The 13,713-nt window shown below is 60.6% G+C and carries 15 protein-coding genes and 1 tRNA gene; 10 read left to right on the forward strand and 6 right to left on the reverse strand.

Annotated features, from left to right (window positions below; genetic code table 11):
• Positions 1-11 precede the first annotated feature (11 nt).
• The 6 genes from SMD27_RS10845 to SMD27_RS10870 all read left to right on the forward strand — a co-directional run bounded on the left by SMD27_RS10845 (position 12) and on the right by SMD27_RS10870 (position 4,036).
• Positions 12-362 carry a VOC family protein gene (locus SMD27_RS10845; RefSeq protein ID WP_320508381.1) on the forward strand — a complete coding sequence of 117 codons (351 nt, stop codon included), beginning with the start codon at positions 12-14 and terminating at the stop codon, positions 360-362.
• Between the two features lie 85 nt (positions 363-447).
• The gene (locus SMD27_RS10850; protein ID WP_320508382.1) at positions 448-1,893 is read left to right on the forward strand and encodes an MFS transporter; all 1,446 of its coding nucleotides are present in this window, start codon (positions 448-450) and stop codon (positions 1,891-1,893) included.
• Positions 1,894-2,159: 266 nt separating this feature from the next.
• Positions 2,160-2,375 carry a hypothetical protein gene (locus tag SMD27_RS10855; protein ID WP_320508383.1) on the forward strand — a complete coding sequence of 72 codons (216 nt, stop codon included), beginning with the start codon at positions 2,160-2,162 and terminating at the stop codon, positions 2,373-2,375.
• A gap of 108 nt (positions 2,376-2,483) precedes the next feature.
• Positions 2,484-2,651 carry a Thivi_2564 family membrane protein gene (locus SMD27_RS10860; protein WP_320508384.1) on the forward strand — a complete coding sequence of 56 codons (168 nt, stop codon included), beginning with the start codon at positions 2,484-2,486 and terminating at the stop codon, positions 2,649-2,651.
• A gap of 72 nt (positions 2,652-2,723) precedes the next feature.
• Complete coding sequence (locus SMD27_RS10865) at positions 2,724-3,419, forward strand: MgtC/SapB family protein (protein ID WP_320508385.1); 696 nt, start codon at positions 2,724-2,726, stop codon at positions 3,417-3,419.
• A 137-nt stretch (positions 3,420-3,556) separates the two neighbouring features.
• Positions 3,557-4,036: a PAS domain-containing protein gene (locus SMD27_RS10870; RefSeq protein ID WP_320508386.1), complete on the forward strand. Its 480-nt coding sequence runs from the start codon at positions 3,557-3,559 to the stop codon at positions 4,034-4,036.
• On the opposite strand, the gene SMD27_RS10875 is transcribed toward SMD27_RS10870, so the two are convergent.
• A complete protein-coding gene (locus tag SMD27_RS10875) occupies positions 4,000-5,736 on the reverse strand; it encodes a SulP family inorganic anion transporter (RefSeq protein ID WP_320508387.1) in 1,737 nt (578 codons plus the stop codon). The two genes, SMD27_RS10870 and SMD27_RS10875, sit on opposite strands and share 37 nt — an antisense overlap.
• A gap of 31 nt (positions 5,737-5,767) precedes the next feature.
• Complete coding sequence (locus SMD27_RS10880) at positions 5,768-6,712, reverse strand: LysR family transcriptional regulator (RefSeq protein ID WP_320508388.1); 945 nt, start codon at positions 6,710-6,712, stop codon at positions 5,768-5,770.
• A gap of 161 nt (positions 6,713-6,873) precedes the next feature.
• On the opposite strand from SMD27_RS10880, the gene SMD27_RS10885 reads away from it, so the two are divergent.
• Positions 6,874-8,466, forward strand: coding sequence for a 5-guanidino-2-oxopentanoate decarboxylase (locus SMD27_RS10885; RefSeq protein WP_320508389.1), 1,593 nt, complete (start codon positions 6,874-6,876; stop codon positions 8,464-8,466).
• 83 nt (positions 8,467-8,549) lie between these two features.
• Here the strand turns inward: SMD27_RS10885 and SMD27_RS10890 are convergent, their stop codons facing one another.
• On the reverse strand, positions 8,550-8,768 hold the full coding sequence (locus tag SMD27_RS10890) for a hypothetical protein (protein ID WP_320508390.1): 219 nt from the start codon (positions 8,766-8,768) through the stop codon (positions 8,550-8,552).
• A gap of 295 nt (positions 8,769-9,063) precedes the next feature.
• On the opposite strand from SMD27_RS10890, the gene SMD27_RS10895 reads away from it, so the two are divergent.
• Positions 9,064-9,651 carry a hypothetical protein gene (locus SMD27_RS10895; RefSeq protein WP_320508391.1) on the forward strand — a complete coding sequence of 196 codons (588 nt, stop codon included), beginning with the start codon at positions 9,064-9,066 and terminating at the stop codon, positions 9,649-9,651.
• 89 nt (positions 9,652-9,740) lie between these two features.
• Here the strand turns inward: SMD27_RS10895 and SMD27_RS10900 are convergent.
• The 3 genes from SMD27_RS10900 to SMD27_RS10910 all read right to left on the reverse strand — a co-directional run bounded on the left by SMD27_RS10900 (position 9,741) and on the right by SMD27_RS10910 (position 11,476).
• Positions 9,741-9,816: transfer RNA gene (locus SMD27_RS10900), tRNA-Glu, on the reverse strand.
• A 199-nt stretch (positions 9,817-10,015) separates the two neighbouring features.
• Positions 10,016-11,062 (reverse strand): threonine aldolase family protein, encoded by a 1,047-nt coding sequence (locus tag SMD27_RS10905; RefSeq protein WP_320508392.1) that lies wholly within the window; start codon positions 11,060-11,062, stop codon positions 10,016-10,018.
• 36 nt (positions 11,063-11,098) lie between these two features.
• Positions 11,099-11,476 (reverse strand): DUF6476 family protein, encoded by a 378-nt coding sequence (locus SMD27_RS10910; RefSeq protein ID WP_320508393.1) that lies wholly within the window; start codon positions 11,474-11,476, stop codon positions 11,099-11,101.
• Positions 11,477-11,542: 66 nt separating this feature from the next.
• On the opposite strand from SMD27_RS10910, the gene SMD27_RS10915 reads away from it, so the two are divergent.
• Together SMD27_RS10915 and rpoH are read left to right on the forward strand one after the other, a co-directional pair.
• Positions 11,543-12,532 (forward strand): RluA family pseudouridine synthase, encoded by a 990-nt coding sequence (locus tag SMD27_RS10915; RefSeq protein ID WP_320508394.1) that lies wholly within the window; start codon positions 11,543-11,545, stop codon positions 12,530-12,532.
• A 267-nt stretch (positions 12,533-12,799) separates the two neighbouring features.
• On the forward strand, positions 12,800-13,693 hold the full coding sequence (gene rpoH / locus SMD27_RS10920; protein WP_320508395.1) for an RNA polymerase sigma factor RpoH: 894 nt from the start codon (positions 12,800-12,802) through the stop codon (positions 13,691-13,693).
• Positions 13,694-13,713 lie beyond the last annotated feature (20 nt).

A 13,713-nucleotide genomic window follows, 5' to 3' on the forward strand; every position in this document is an offset into this window, starting at 1 on the left:
GGAAATAAGCCATGAAGGTTAAACGGATCACCACCAACATCTCCACCCGCGATGTGGCCGCTGCCCAACGATTCTATGGAGAGGCACTCGGCCTGGATATCTTGATGGATCATGGCTGGATCGCCACTTACGGCTCGTTCGACACGATGACGGTCCAGATCAATTTCGCGGAACAAGGCGGCAACGACACAGCGACGCCCGATCTGTCCATCGAAGTCGATGATGTCGACGTGGCTCTCGAGCGCATGAAAGCGGCAGGCTTCCAGATTGAGTACGGGCCGGTCAACGAGGTCTGGGGCGTCCGGCGCTTTTATGTGCGGGACCCCTTCGGCAAGCTGGTCAACATCCTCTCTCATCTGTAAAGGCTGCGGTTCCCAATGAACCGATAGCTGCGCTGATTGTTCATGCTTTGAACTGCGCCAGAGCAAGGGGAACAGCGGGGGAGATATGGCAAATCAGGGGACTGGCCTTTCCGTCATCGAAACCATCATCCCGGCGCGCCTCGATCGCCTGCTTTGGGGCCGGTTCCATACCTTGGTGGTGATCGCTCTCGGCGTGACCTGGGTGCTGGACGGATTGGAGGTCACCCTGGCCGGCGCAGTTGCCGGGGCATTGAAGGAAAGCCCGGTCCTGCGTTTTGACAACACCGATGTCGGCCTGGCGAGCAGCGCCTATCTGGCGGGTGCCGTCTTCGGCGCCGTGCTTTTCGGCTGGCTCACCGATCGGCTGGGGCGGCGGAAGCTGTTCTTCATCACCCTCTTCCTCTATATCGCCGCGACCCTGCTAACGGGGCTCGCCTGGAATCTGGAAAGCTTCATGCTATTTCGTTTCCTGACTGGTGCGGGGATCGGCGGGGAATATACGGCGATCAATTCCACCATCCAGGAACTGGTGCCGGCGCGTTATCGCGGCTGGACCGATCTCGTCATCAACGGCAGCTTCTGGCTTGGTGCCGCCCTCGGCGGTGCCGGATCGCTGCTGCTGCTCAATCCGGTGATTTTCAGCGGCGATCTCGGCTGGCGGCTTTGCTTTTTGATCGGCGCAGCGCTGGGCATCATCATCCTGGTGATGCGTTATTGGATTCCGGAAAGCCCGCGCTGGCTCATCACCCATGGGCATATCGACGAAGCCGACCGTGTTGTGGCAGAGATCGAGCAACGCTTTCCGCCGCATCATCTGACATCGACGGAAAAGCTGGTGGTGCTGCGCCTGCAGCCGAGAACGCACACAAAACTCGGCGAGGTCTTTCACGTGCTGTTCCGGCTTCACCGCCGTCGCGCTTTGGTCGGGCTCAGCCTGATGGCGGCGCAGGCATTTTTTTATAATGCCATCTTCTTCACCTATGCCTTGGTCCTGACGGATTTCTACGGCGTCGCTGCGGATCGCGTCGGCTGGTATATCCTGCCTTTCGCCGCGGGGAATTTCCTCGGGCCCGTGCTGCTAGGCCGAATGTTCGATACGCTCGGCCGCCGCGTCATGATCCCCATCACCTATGGCCTCTCGGGCATCCTGCTAATCATCAGTGGCTTTCTGTTTGAACAGGGCCTGTTGACGGCGCAAACGCAGACCCTCTGCTGGATGGCGATTTTCTTCTTTGCATCCGCCGCCGCCAGTTCCGCTTACCTGACGGTCAGCGAGACCTTTCCCCTGGAGATGCGGGCCCTGGCCATCGCCATCTTCTTCGCCATCGGCACCGGCCTCGGCGGTGTCGTTGCGCCGTCCTTCTTCGGCTATCTGATCGAGACCGGATCGCGGCGGGACGTCTTCCTCGGCTATATCGCCGGCGCTGTCCTGATGGTGGGCGCCGGCCTTATTCAAGCTATCTGGGGCGTTGCCGCCGAACGCAAATCCCTGGAAGCCGTGGCGCGGCCACTGACAGCCGTTGAGGATTGATTCATTGCCATACGGGATCGAGGCGCGGACTGACATTTGCTCAAGCAAATGTGCAAATTTAAAGATCGCCGCAAATAACCGCGCCTAAACAATTGGCATATCGACATTTTTCCATGCGGGAATTCTGCCGCGCGCCCCTTGCTCGCTAGACCCCGCTCTCCGTTGCACGCGGAAGTGGAACCTCAGAGCCAGACGAGCGTTGCTTCCATGATCCGCCAGGTCACGATGCGGATGAGGGACGCGTAAATGTATCGGGGAGGTTCGACATGATGGGACCCTCTTTTTGGGATATTGTAGCCGGCGCAGGTTTGTCGGTTTGCATGCTGACGATATTGCTTTTTGGCTCCTGGCGCGTGCGGCGTGCCGCCTTTCTGATCTTCTGCCTGTTTATTCTCAGCACCTTCGTCTGGCGCGCCGGCTGTTGGTATCACCAGTTCTCCTGCGGTGGCATCTATACAACTGCAGCGCTCAAAGAGGGATGAAGATCTTCTTCGCGACGTTTTATCGTCATTTCTGTGCGAACTGATCCAGTTATCTGTTTTTGCAGCATTCCGGTCCGCTTCACGATTTGACCGGCTAAAGGAGCACGTATGAATATCCTGATTGGAATCCTGATCACATTCGTAGTCGTCTTCCTTGTCCTCTATCTTGTCGGCTTGCTGCCAATCGAGGGCCGCGCGAAACAAATCATCCGCATCATCGTCATCATCATCGGTATTCTCTCGCTACTCAAATATCTCGCCGTCCTGCCATTCTAAACGAGGCCTACTGAAGGAGACTCGTAGCCTCATGCTATCCTGCCGGCCACGCCATGATGCGAGGAGGTGCCAGTGACGTTGCATCTCGAATGGCAGGAGATGGGAATCCGGCTGCTTTGCACATTGGTTGCTTGCGGGATCGTCGGCTTTGAGCGTGGCGAGGTCGAACGGGCAGCTGGCATGCGCACCACGATGCTGGTCGGCCTCGCTGCCTGCCTCTCGATGCTCCTCGCCAATTGGCTGCTCGCGACCGTGGGCAAGACCCCGGAGTCCTTCGCACAGATGGATACCCTGCGCCTGCCGCTGGGGACCCTTTCCGGTGTCGGCTTCATTGGTGCCGGCGCCATCCTGCGCCGCGACAATCTGGTGGTCGGCCTCACCACTGCCGCCTCGCTTTGGTATGTCACCGCGGTTGGATTGTGTTTTGGGAGTGGCCAATATGTCCTCGGCTGGAGCGCGACCTTTCTCGGCCTCGTCATCCTCTCCGGCTTGAAATCGGTGGAACGTCGCCTTCGCCGCGAGCGGGAAGTTATCTTGCGCCTGCGCTGGCGCGTCGAACATTTGAGCGAAGAGATCGTGCGCAAGGCCTTATCCGATGCCGGCCTGCATATCAGCCGCGTGACAACGACCTATGACAGCATCGATCAGATCGGCGAGCTTGACTGCCGGCTGAACTGGCGCACGCTGCCGACTAATCACGATATGCCACCGGCCATCCGCGCATTAGCGGAAATGCCCGGCATGTTGAAGCTTGAATGGACTACCTGACGAATATCTCCGTCCGCTATTACGGCTTTTTTAATTTTTTACACTCTAATGTAAAAGTGCGTTATCTCAGCGCCCGGCAATACCGCAATTGACAGCATATCGCGGCATTCCGCTATACCGATACCGCTTCGAATTACATGTATCCACGTACGACCGATCCACAGGAAATGCTGCGTCGCTGCAAACCGCGCATTCGAGGCATCTACCAGTACTGGGATGCCAAGCGGGGCGCGCGTCTGATGCCGGCACGCCGCGACATCGATCCGATCGAAATGAAGCCATGGCTGTCGGCGATCCAGTTGATCGACATCTTCCATAATCCGCGGCGCATGATTTATCGGCTGGTCGGACAGGTAGATGTCGAGTTTCGCGGCTTCAATCCAACCGGCCGCACGGTCGAGGAATGTGCGGTCGGCGCCAGCCTTCAGGAGGCGCTGGCAAACTACGACATCGTCATCACGCAACGCAGCTTCGTCTATGACCATGCCGATTATGTCAGCGCCTCCGGTTTTCTGCGCGGCCAGGAATCGATCCTGTTGCCGCTATCCGACGATGGCGAGACCGTCAATATGGTGCTGACCTATGCCGAAGTCTTGCCGATCACACCTTCGCCATAACCCGGCCTCGCCGGCACTTCGGCGACAGCCTCATATTGCTCGATGGCTTCCACCGCTTTGCGCACGGTATCGAACAGCCACTCGGTTCCGATAGCATCCCTCAAGCCTGAGCGCTCGAGGATCTCCCGGAACTGGCCGTGACCACTCGCCAGCACCAGGCGGATATGCTGCTGGTCCAATTCTGCCTTCAATTCGAATAGTGTATCGACCGCGCCGATATCGGCGTGGGTCATCGCCTCGGCATCCAGCACCAGCCAGCGTGCATCCGGCATCGCCCGCAAGGCGCGCCGGACCCGGCGGGCGAAGTAATTCGTGTTGAAGAACAGGATTGATCCTTCGAAGAGATAGACGAGAATGCCCGGCACTGGCTCGGCCTTGGGATCGTGATGCAGCTTGACGAATTCAAATCCCTCGGGACGCCGTCCCAGCATACCATCGCGCGGCTTCGCCGCCTGGCGCAGCAACCCCAGGAAAGTCGCACCCATCGCCACGATCACCCCTTGCAAGACACCGAACCAGATGACGCCGCCGGTGGCGATCAAGGCGAGGAACAATTCCGGACGATTGATTTTCCCCAAACGGCGGAAGCTGGCGATATCGATCAGATCGACCGCCGCCGAAACCAGGATGGCACCCAACGCCGCCTGGGGCAGCAAGGCCAAGGGCTCAGTGAAGAAGGAAACCACCAGCGCGATCGCCACGGCAGCAACGATCGCCACCAGCGGTGATGACCCGCCGAGGGAGAGGCTGACGGCGGTTCGTGAATCCGCGCCGGTCACACAGAAGCCCTGGAAAAAGCCCGCGGTGATATTGGCCGCGCCGAAGCCGATCAGTTCGCGGTTGGAATCGACCTTGTCGCCGCGCCGCGCCGCGAAGCTCTCGGCGGTGATGATGCCGCTGGAAAAGCTGACCACGAAAACACCCAATGCACCCAGCACCATGAGGCCGATTTCGCCCGAACTCACGGGCGGTACGAAAGATGGCAACCCGCTGGGAATGGCACCCAGCACGGCGACGCCACGTCCCGGCAAGTCGAACAGCCAAGACAAAGCGATGGCGACGATCACTCCCAGGATCGGCCCGGGGATGGCTGGCGATAACCACTTGATCAGGCGCAAGGCGAGGAAGAGACCGAGCCCGAGCGCGACGGTCAGCCCATGGATTTGGCCAATATCGCGGATGACGTCCAGCAGCGGCCGCAGGATGCCCTTGCTGTCGATGGGAATCCCCGTCAGCCGCGTCAATTGCCCGACCGCCAGGGTGATGGAAACGCCGGCCAGATAGCCGGTCAGGATGGGCCGCGAGAGGAAATTGGCGATGAAGCCGAAGCGCAGAAAGCTGGCGATCAGACAGATGACGCCGACCAGCACCGCAATGGCCGAGGCCGCGAGAATGCGGCCTTCGACGCCGCTCAAGGCGAGCTGGCCCAAGACGGCAGCCACGACAGTGCAGGTCGCGGCATCGGGCCCGACGATTAAAAGCCGCGAGGGGCCAAACAGGGCATAGACCGCCGTCGGCAGGATGCTGGCATAGAGCCCGATGATCGGCGGCAATCCCATCAGGGCGGCATAAGCCAAGCCAACGGGGATGGCGACGGCGGCGACGCTGATCCCGGCCATGGCATCGCGAAAGGCCAAGCGGCGATCGTAGCTGGCCAGATGCCCTAGACCCGGCATCACTTTTGTCAGCAGATGCGGCACGCTTCCCTCCCCGGGGATCCTCCCGTGCAGCTTATCCGGTACGGCGTAAACGCTGCCCGCTCTTGTCGGTTCCGGCCGAAAGCCCGTGCACCCGGTGAAACTCCTTCAGGAATGCACCGATGACCGGCGATGGCCTGTCGCTCTTGCGCATCGTCAGATAGATCGGATTGCGATAGCCGAGCCTGCCGGCCAGAAGCGGCCGCATACGGCCCTGATCGACCCAGTGCTGCGCGAAATGCTGCGGCAGGAAGCCGATATAGCGGCCCGAGAGAATGAGCAGCGCGACACTTTCCATGAGATCGGCAACCGCGCGGGCCGGCGGCCGCATATTGGCTGGGAAAAGATCCGGCGCCGCATAGGCGCGGCGCACCAACTGCTGGCTCTTGAGATCCTTCAGGGCGATCTCGCTGTTGCGCTCGAACAGCGGATGGCCGCGGCCGCAATACAAGATCTGCTGTTCATCGAACACATCTTCATAGGTCAAATTGGGTGAATGGCGACCGCAGGCGCCAAGGCCGAGATCGAATTTGCCGTCGAGCACGCCACGCTCCAGATCGGTCGGCGCCACCACATGCACGGCGATTTCGACTTCCGGCGCTTGCCGGTTCAAGGCCTCGATCGCCTCCTCCAGATGGGAGGCGGGATTGGTGACGATGTTGTCGACCAGGCCGATCGCCAGCCGCCCGACCAGACGGTCGCGCACCGCCCCGGCCTCGGTGCGGAAGGCGTCCATCGAGGCAAAGAGCTGCAGCGCCGCTTGATGGATGCGCTGGCCTTTTTCCGTCAGGCTGAATCCCGAGCGGCCGCGCCGGCACAGCCGTACGCCGAGCCGCTGCTCCAGCGCCGTCATATGGGTGCTGATGGTCGATTGGCTGATATTGAGGTCGATCTGCGCGGCGGAAAAGCCGCCCGCTTCCACCACTTTCACAAAGATCCGCAACAGGCGGATATCGCCATCGCTCAGATTGGACAGCATGCCGCCTCTCTCCCCTGTACCGGCCGGCCAGCCCGGCCTACATCTGATCCGGCTTACATTGACCTGTCTCGATGTAACTTTTAATTATTCTGTATCGTATCGATCTGTCCGGCAAGGCAGGATCGGTGCGTTTCTTATGCTGATTTAGAGGGGCTGCACTTATGACGACCTGTGGCGAATTCATCGTCCGCCTGCTGGAATCTTATGGCGTCGACACCATTTTCGGGATTCCCGGCGTGCATACGGTGGAGCTTTATCGCGGCCTCGCCGACAGCCCAATCCGCCATGTGACGCCGCGCCATGAGCAAGGCGCCGGCTTCATGGCCGACGGCTATGCCCGCGTCACCGGCAAGCCGGGTGTGTGCTTCATCATCACCGGCCCCGGCATGACCAATATCCTCACCGCCATGGGCCAGGCCTATGCCGATTCCATCCCCATGCTGGTCATCTCCAGCGTCAACCAGGCCGATCAGCTCGCCATGGGCGACGGCCGCCTGCATGAACTGCCCTCCCAGCGCAACATGACGGCCGGTGTCGCCGCCTTCAGCCATACCGTGCTGACGCCGGCGCAATTGCCCCAGGTGATGGCGCGCGCCTTCGCGGTCTTTAATAGCGCCCGGCCGCGCCCGGTTCATATCGAGATTCCGATCGACGTCATCTCCATGCCGGTCGATGCCTCGCTCTCTGCCAAGGCCTGGCCACTGCCCAGCCGCCCAGCGCCGGCTGCCGATGCAATCAAACAGGCCGCCGACTGGCTCGCGGCTGCCAAGGCGCCGGCCATCGTCTTGGGCGGCGGTGCGGTCGATGGCGCGGCGGAAGCGCTTGCTTTGGCCGAGCATCTCGATGCGCCGGTCGTGCATACGGTTAATGCCAAGGGCATCCTGCCGCCCGGCCACAAGCTGCGCGCCGGCGAGAACATGGCGCTGCCGCCGGTCCGCAAGCTGCTGGAAAGCGCCGATGTGGTGCTGGCCGTCGGCACCGAATTCGGCGAGACGGAGATGTATCCCGATGCCCGGACGTTGCAGCTTCAGGGTAAGCTGATCCGCATCGATCTCGATCCCGAGCAATTGATGCGCGGCCTACCGGCCGATCGCCCCATCGTCGCCGATGCGAAACTCGCTCTGGCGGAACTCAACCGCCAGCTCGCCAGCCACAAGCCTGCCGACCGCAATGGTGCTGCGCGCGCCGCCGAGACGCTGAAAGCCGCGGCGACACATTGGTGGCCGGCGGTCGGCGTGCATCAGCGTATTGCCGATGTCATCCTGAAGACCCTGCCCGATGTTATCATGGTTGGGGATTCGACCGAGCCGGTTTATGCGCTCAACCAGAGCTACCAGGCGCCGACGCCGCGCGCTTATTTCAATTCCAGCACCGGCTACGGCACCTTGGGCTACGGCCTGCCCGCCGGGATCGGCGCGAAGCTCGCCGCACCCGACCGTCCCGTCGTCGTGCTGGCCGGCGACGGCGGGTTGCAATTCACCATCAGCGAACTCGCCGCCGCGGTGGAAGCGGAAGTGCCGGTCATCGTCTTCCTCTGGAACAATAACGGCTATGGTGAGATCAAGACCTATATGCAGAACCGCCAGATCAAGCCGATCGGCGTCGATATCTTCACACCGGATTTCCAGGTGATCGCCAAAGGCTTCGGCTGCGCCGCCGTGCATGTCGAAAGCCTCGACCAGTTGCCGCAGCAGCTCACCGAAGCCACCAAGCGCAAGGTCCCCACCATTATCGAAATGCGCCCGCAGGTGTAAGCAGGCGATGATATGAGAACAGGAAAGCGCCGGCTCAATGCCGGCGTTTTCTTTTTGCCCAGCGCGTTAAAACTGCGTCGCGATCACTGCTCGCGGAATTCCGTGCAGGTCGCCTTCTCATTCACCGGACAATGATAGAGCCTCCCGGTCTGCGTATTGACCTTCCAGGCCTCACCCGGCGCTGCCGTGGTGATCTGATACCCGCCGGACGATGCCGCAAAAGGCCGATCCGCCAACCCCACCACCAGGATCGACACGGCAATCAGAGCGAAGCCGGCAAGAATAGCTTTGGGCGTGGTCATGGGGAGCTCCTCCAGAATCGTTGTGGAGAAGAGGGAACGGCTACTCTTCAATTTAGTTCAGCATGATACACACATTCGAACATTTCTAAACATCACACAGTCGGTGGAAAGTATACTTTTTGAGACACAGCCATAGCAGGCCGCTGGCTGCCCTCCTACCGCTGCCCACATGCCTTTCGCTAGCAGGCACCCGGCACCTCGACGGGGGAAATCGGCTAACGGTGCATCGTATATACGCAAACAGAAATTGTGCTGTAGATATTTGGAAGGAGTGCATCAACGACGAGTCGAGGCCATGGCTGACTTATCACCAGTGCTTGCATTTGACTGCGAGAAGTTTGAACGAGAAATGGCGCTGAAGGAGCACGAAGTCACGGCCCATGAAGTCGAAACTCGTAGGGCACGCTGGGCTAGTCCGCTTGTGCTCGCCATTGTGGCCGCGACGGTAGCCGGTGTAGCGAATGCTGTGGTGGCATCGCTGAACGCGGATTATCAGCGCCAAGCTGAAGCTGAGAGGACCGAGAGCGCGAGAATCCTTCAGGTCATCCAAACGGGCGACGCCAAAGCTGCGACTGCCAACCTGCAATTCCTCATGGACGCTGGTCTCATCTCCGAACATGTGTCCCCAAAGTTGGCCGCTTATTTGAAGACCAACCGGGAAATCCCTGCCATTTCGGCTTCACCTGTCGTCAAGGTCCCGGTGCTCACGCCGCTTCCTACCTCGCTAACGACACCATGTGATACGCCTGATCTTCCCGCTAAGGTGGAGACTGACGTTGCTCTGCTAGAGGTGGCTTTGCGCTTGGAGGCGTGGGGCGAGTGCAACGCCAGTAAGCTAAGCGCCATCGGCAGCCTCCAGCCGAAAGAGCGCGTCTTACCCTGAGCGGGTGAGTGTGGAAAGCGTCTGTCGGATAACGAAATTGGAAGCGTCCAACCTTTTATTCGCACTCATAAATCCATAATGTCGATTTATGGCGTCCCCAAGGGGATTTGAACCCCTGTTACCGCCGTGAGAGGGCGGTGTCCTAGGCCACTAGACGATGGGGACGTGGCCGCTGGTGCGATGGGCCTTCTGATAGTGGATGGCGCGGCCGGGATCAAGTCCCTTTTCCGGCGCGCTCATGTTTCGAGCGGTGATCTCGCTGGAATTGCGGGTTTTTTGCGGGTGCGGCCTGCGTTGCCCCCTGCCCTCCCCCAGTTTGGGGAGGGTTCTGGAGAGCTTCCCCCAATTTGGGGATGGTTCTTACTTACGCCGCGACGTTGCTGAGGCGCCGCGCTGTGTCGATAAAATGATCGACGGCGGTCTGCTGCGTGTTGAAGGCTGTTACCAGACGGATCGTGCCGGGTTCGCTGTCGGGCCAGTCGTAGAATTCGAAACCGGCTTCTCGCAGGGCCGCCACGGTCGGCACTGGCAGCTGGATGAAGATCTCGTTGGCTTCGACCGGATAGAGCAGCTTCACGCCCGGTAAGGCGGTCAAGCCCTGGACCAGGCGCTGGGCCATGCTGTTGGCGTGGCGCGCCAGTTTCAGCCACAGGCCGTCGGTGAGATAGGCATCGAGCTGCGCCGACAGGAAACGCATCTTGGAAATGAGATGGCCGGCGCGCTTGCGGCGGAAACCGAAAGTCTCGGCCAGCTTTTCATCGAAGAACACCACAGCCTCGGCGGCCAGCGCGCCGTTCTTGCTGGCGCCGAAGGAGAGAACGTCGATGCCGGCTTTCCAGGTGAGCTCGGCCGGCGAGATGTTGAGATGCGCCACCGCATTGGCGAAGCGCGACCCATCCATATGGGTCTTGAGGCCATGCTGTTTCGCCAGGGCGCAGAGGGCGGCCACTTCCGCCGGCTTGTAAACGGTCCCGGCCTCGGTCGCCTGGGTGAGGCTCAGCGCCGCCGGCTGCACGCGATGCACATCGCCGGCGCAGCTATTGGCAAGGACCTTGGCAAGTGCATCCACCGGGATCTTGCCATCGGCGCCGGAGATCGGCCGTAGCTTGGCGCCGCCCGTATACATTTCCGGCGCGCCGCATTCATCGACTGCGATATGCGCTTCGTCATGACAATAGACAACGCCGTAAGGCGGCGTCATGACCGAAAGCGACAAGGCATTGGCGGCGGTGCCGCTGATCACCGGGAAGGCCACCACCGGGCGCTCGAAGATCGCCGTCAGATGCTGCTCCACCCGCTTGGTCCAGGCATCGTTGCCATAGGGCCGGGCGGCGGCGTCGCGATTGGCGGTCTCGATCGCGGCCAGGATTTCCGGCGTCACGCCGGCCACATTGTCGCTGCAGAAATTCATTTTTTCCTCTTATGCAAGAATCCCAGCAGCCGCCGCTTATTGGCCGGCCGTCGGAAACTGAAATTCGCCCAGCTTCTTACCGCTCTTGAGATCTGCGATCACGACGCGGCGGCATTCGTCCGGCCCGCCGACAAGCAGGACCAGGCGATCGCCCGAGGCCGTCGCGCTCTCCACCTCGCAGCCAACCGGCAGCGCCAGTTGAGCCGTGCCGAAAGCCGGCAGGCTATCCGTCGCCGATGCACTGGTTGCTGGCGTATTAGGCGTGGTCGCCGCGACGGGCTTCTGCTGTTCGGAGAATTTCCATATGGCGGCGAAGACCACCACGATGGCAGCAACGCCCAGCAGAATGCCGAGCCCGATCACCAAGCCCTTGAGCAGCCGCAATTGGCGCGGTAGTTGATCTGTCTCGCTCATCGTTACGACCGGATTCCCCTTCGTGCCTTTGGACAATTCAAACTTTTTCGACAGCCGATTTCAATCATGACCAGTTCCGCCACCCTGTTGACATTGACCACCGAGGCCGAACAAGCCGGCGAAAGGCTGGACAGGGTCATTGCGGCGGGACTGCCCGAACTGTCGCGCAGCCGGGCCAAGGCATTGATCGAGCAAGGACATGTCGCTCTCGCCGGTACCGACGGCACCGCCGCGACCATAGACGACCCGTCCTATCGGGTCAAACCGGGTCAGCGGATTCATGTGGCCGTGCCGCCGGCTGAGGAAGCGGTGCCGACCGGCCAGGAAATTCCCCTGACGGTGATTTACGAAGACGCCGACCTGATCGTCATCGACAAGCCGGCCGGCATGGTGGTGCATCCCGCGCCCGGCAATCCCGACCAGACTTTGGTGAACGCCCTGATTGCTCATTGCGGCGACAGCCTGTCGGGCATCGGCGGGGTGAAGCGCCCCGGCATCGTGCATCGGATCGACAAGGATACCAGCGGCTTGCTGGTCGCCGCGAAGAATGATGCGACGCATCAAGCGCTCTCCGCCGCCTTCGCCCGGCACGATATCGATCGCAGCTATCAATGCGTGGTCTGGGGCGTGCCGCAGCCGCGCGAAGGCCGGATCGAAGGCAATATTGGCCGCAACACGGCGGACCGGAAGAAGATGGCGGTGGTCAGGAAAGGCGGCAAGCCCGCGGTCACCCATTACCGCGTCCTCCAGGCCCTCGGCGATGGCGCCGCTTTGATAGAGTGCCGCCTGGAGACCGGTCGCACCCATCAGATCCGGGTTCACATTTCCGCGCTGGGCCATCCCCTGATCGGCGACCAGACCTATGGCCGCGCCACACCGGCCCGGCGCAGCCGGCTCTCCCCCGATGCCAGGGCCGCCGCGTTAATCTTTCCCCGCCAAGCATTACATGCCGCGACACTGGGTCTCACCCATCCTGGTACCGGTCAGAGGATGCGTTGGGATAGTCCGCTTCCCCTTGATATGGTTGAGTTAATTCAAGAACTTAAGGGCATTTAACCAGTAGATTATAATCGTTCCAGCCTTGCCTTGAAGAAGTTGACTAATGCGCTATATTATTAATCATCCTGGATTGTCCGCCGAGCTTGGAGGAGAATTCACGAGCGAGGCCGGGGGAAATGGCCGGTCCATCCGTAATAAGAAAATATACTGTGTTGAACTGAGTGACCCTGCGTTTACTGGTGTCAGGTGTCTCCTGCGGAACCGTCTTCTCCTCATGGGGTTAGCGGTGACGGGGAGAATAGGACGGAGCGACGTAAGCAAGCGATGACGACAGCGACGAGAAATCTGCCGAGCCTTGTCAGCGACAGCAATCTGGCCCGCTATCTGGCCGAGATTCGCAAGTTTCCTATGTTGGAAGTGAGCGAAGAATTCATGCTGGCAAAGCGTTGGCGCGAACATGAAGATCCGGAAGCCGCGCATCGGCTGGTGACGAGCCATCTGCGTCTGGTGGCGAAGATCGCCATGGGCTATCGCGGCTATGGTCTGCCGCTTTCCGAACTCATCTCCGAAGGCAATGTCGGCATGATGCAGGCGGTGAAGCGCTTCGATCCGGACAAAGGTTTTCGCCTCGCGACCTATGCGATGTGGTGGATCCGTGCGGCGATTCAAGAATACATCCTGCATTCCTGGTCGCTGGTGAAGATTGGCACCACGGCGGCGCAGAAAAAGCTGTTCTTCAATCTGCGGCGCATCAAGGGTCAGCTGAAGGCGATCGAAGACGGCGACCTGAGCCCCGAGAATGTGAAGGAAATTGCCACCCGCCTCGACGTGTCGGAAAACGATGTCGTCGATATGAACCGCCGCCTCGCCGCCCCGGATCACTCGCTGAATGCGCCGATGCGTAATGACGGCGAAGGCGGCGAATGGCAGGAATGGCTGATGGATGAAACCGAAAGCCAGGAAATCCGCCTGGGCGAAAGCCAGGAGCTTGGCAAGCGGCAGAAGATGCTGGCCAAGGCGATGCAGGCGCTCAATCCGCGCGAGCGTCGCATCCTCGTGGAGCGGCGGCTGAAGGAAGATCCGGCCACGCTGGACGACCTCAGCCGCGAATTCAACATCAGCCGCGAACGCGTGCGCCAGATCGAGGTCCGCGCTTTCGAAAAGATCCAGCGCGCGATCAAGAAATCGGCGATGGAAGAAAGCCTGACCCACGCTTGATGCGGTTGGAATAAGAATGA

This window comes from Dongia soli (assembly GCF_034044715.1).
GTDB lineage: Bacteria > Pseudomonadota > Alphaproteobacteria > Dongiales > Dongiaceae > Dongia_B > Dongia_B soli.

Bases quoted from the DNA above. Each gene is read 5' to 3' on its own strand.
- SMD27_RS10845 (WP_320508381.1), top strand. From the start codon at position 12: ATGAAGGTTAAACGGATCACCACCAACATCTCCACCCGCGATGTGGCC.
- SMD27_RS10850 (WP_320508382.1), top strand. From the start codon at position 448: ATGGCAAATCAGGGGACTGGCCTTTCCGTCATCGAAACCATCATCCCG.
- SMD27_RS10855 (WP_320508383.1), top strand. From the start codon at position 2,160: ATGATGGGACCCTCTTTTTGGGATATTGTAGCCGGCGCAGGTTTGTCG.
- SMD27_RS10860 (WP_320508384.1), top strand. From the start codon at position 2,484: ATGAATATCCTGATTGGAATCCTGATCACATTCGTAGTCGTCTTCCTT.
- SMD27_RS10870 (WP_320508386.1), top strand. From the start codon at position 3,557: ATGTATCCACGTACGACCGATCCACAGGAAATGCTGCGTCGCTGCAAA.
- SMD27_RS10880 (WP_320508388.1), bottom strand. From the start codon at position 6,712: ATGCTGTCCAATCTGAGCGATGGCGATATCCGCCTGTTGCGGATCTTT.
- SMD27_RS10885 (WP_320508389.1), top strand. From the start codon at position 6,874: ATGACGACCTGTGGCGAATTCATCGTCCGCCTGCTGGAATCTTATGGC.
- SMD27_RS10890 (WP_320508390.1), bottom strand. From the start codon at position 8,768: ATGACCACGCCCAAAGCTATTCTTGCCGGCTTCGCTCTGATTGCCGTG.
- SMD27_RS10895 (WP_320508391.1), top strand. From the start codon at position 9,064: ATGGCTGACTTATCACCAGTGCTTGCATTTGACTGCGAGAAGTTTGAA.
- SMD27_RS10905 (WP_320508392.1), bottom strand. From the start codon at position 11,062: ATGAATTTCTGCAGCGACAATGTGGCCGGCGTGACGCCGGAAATCCTG.
- SMD27_RS10910 (WP_320508393.1), bottom strand. From the start codon at position 11,476: ATGAGCGAGACAGATCAACTACCGCGCCAATTGCGGCTGCTCAAGGGC.
- SMD27_RS10915 (WP_320508394.1), top strand. From the start codon at position 11,543: ATGACCAGTTCCGCCACCCTGTTGACATTGACCACCGAGGCCGAACAA.
- rpoH (WP_320508395.1), top strand. From the start codon at position 12,800: ATGACGACAGCGACGAGAAATCTGCCGAGCCTTGTCAGCGACAGCAAT.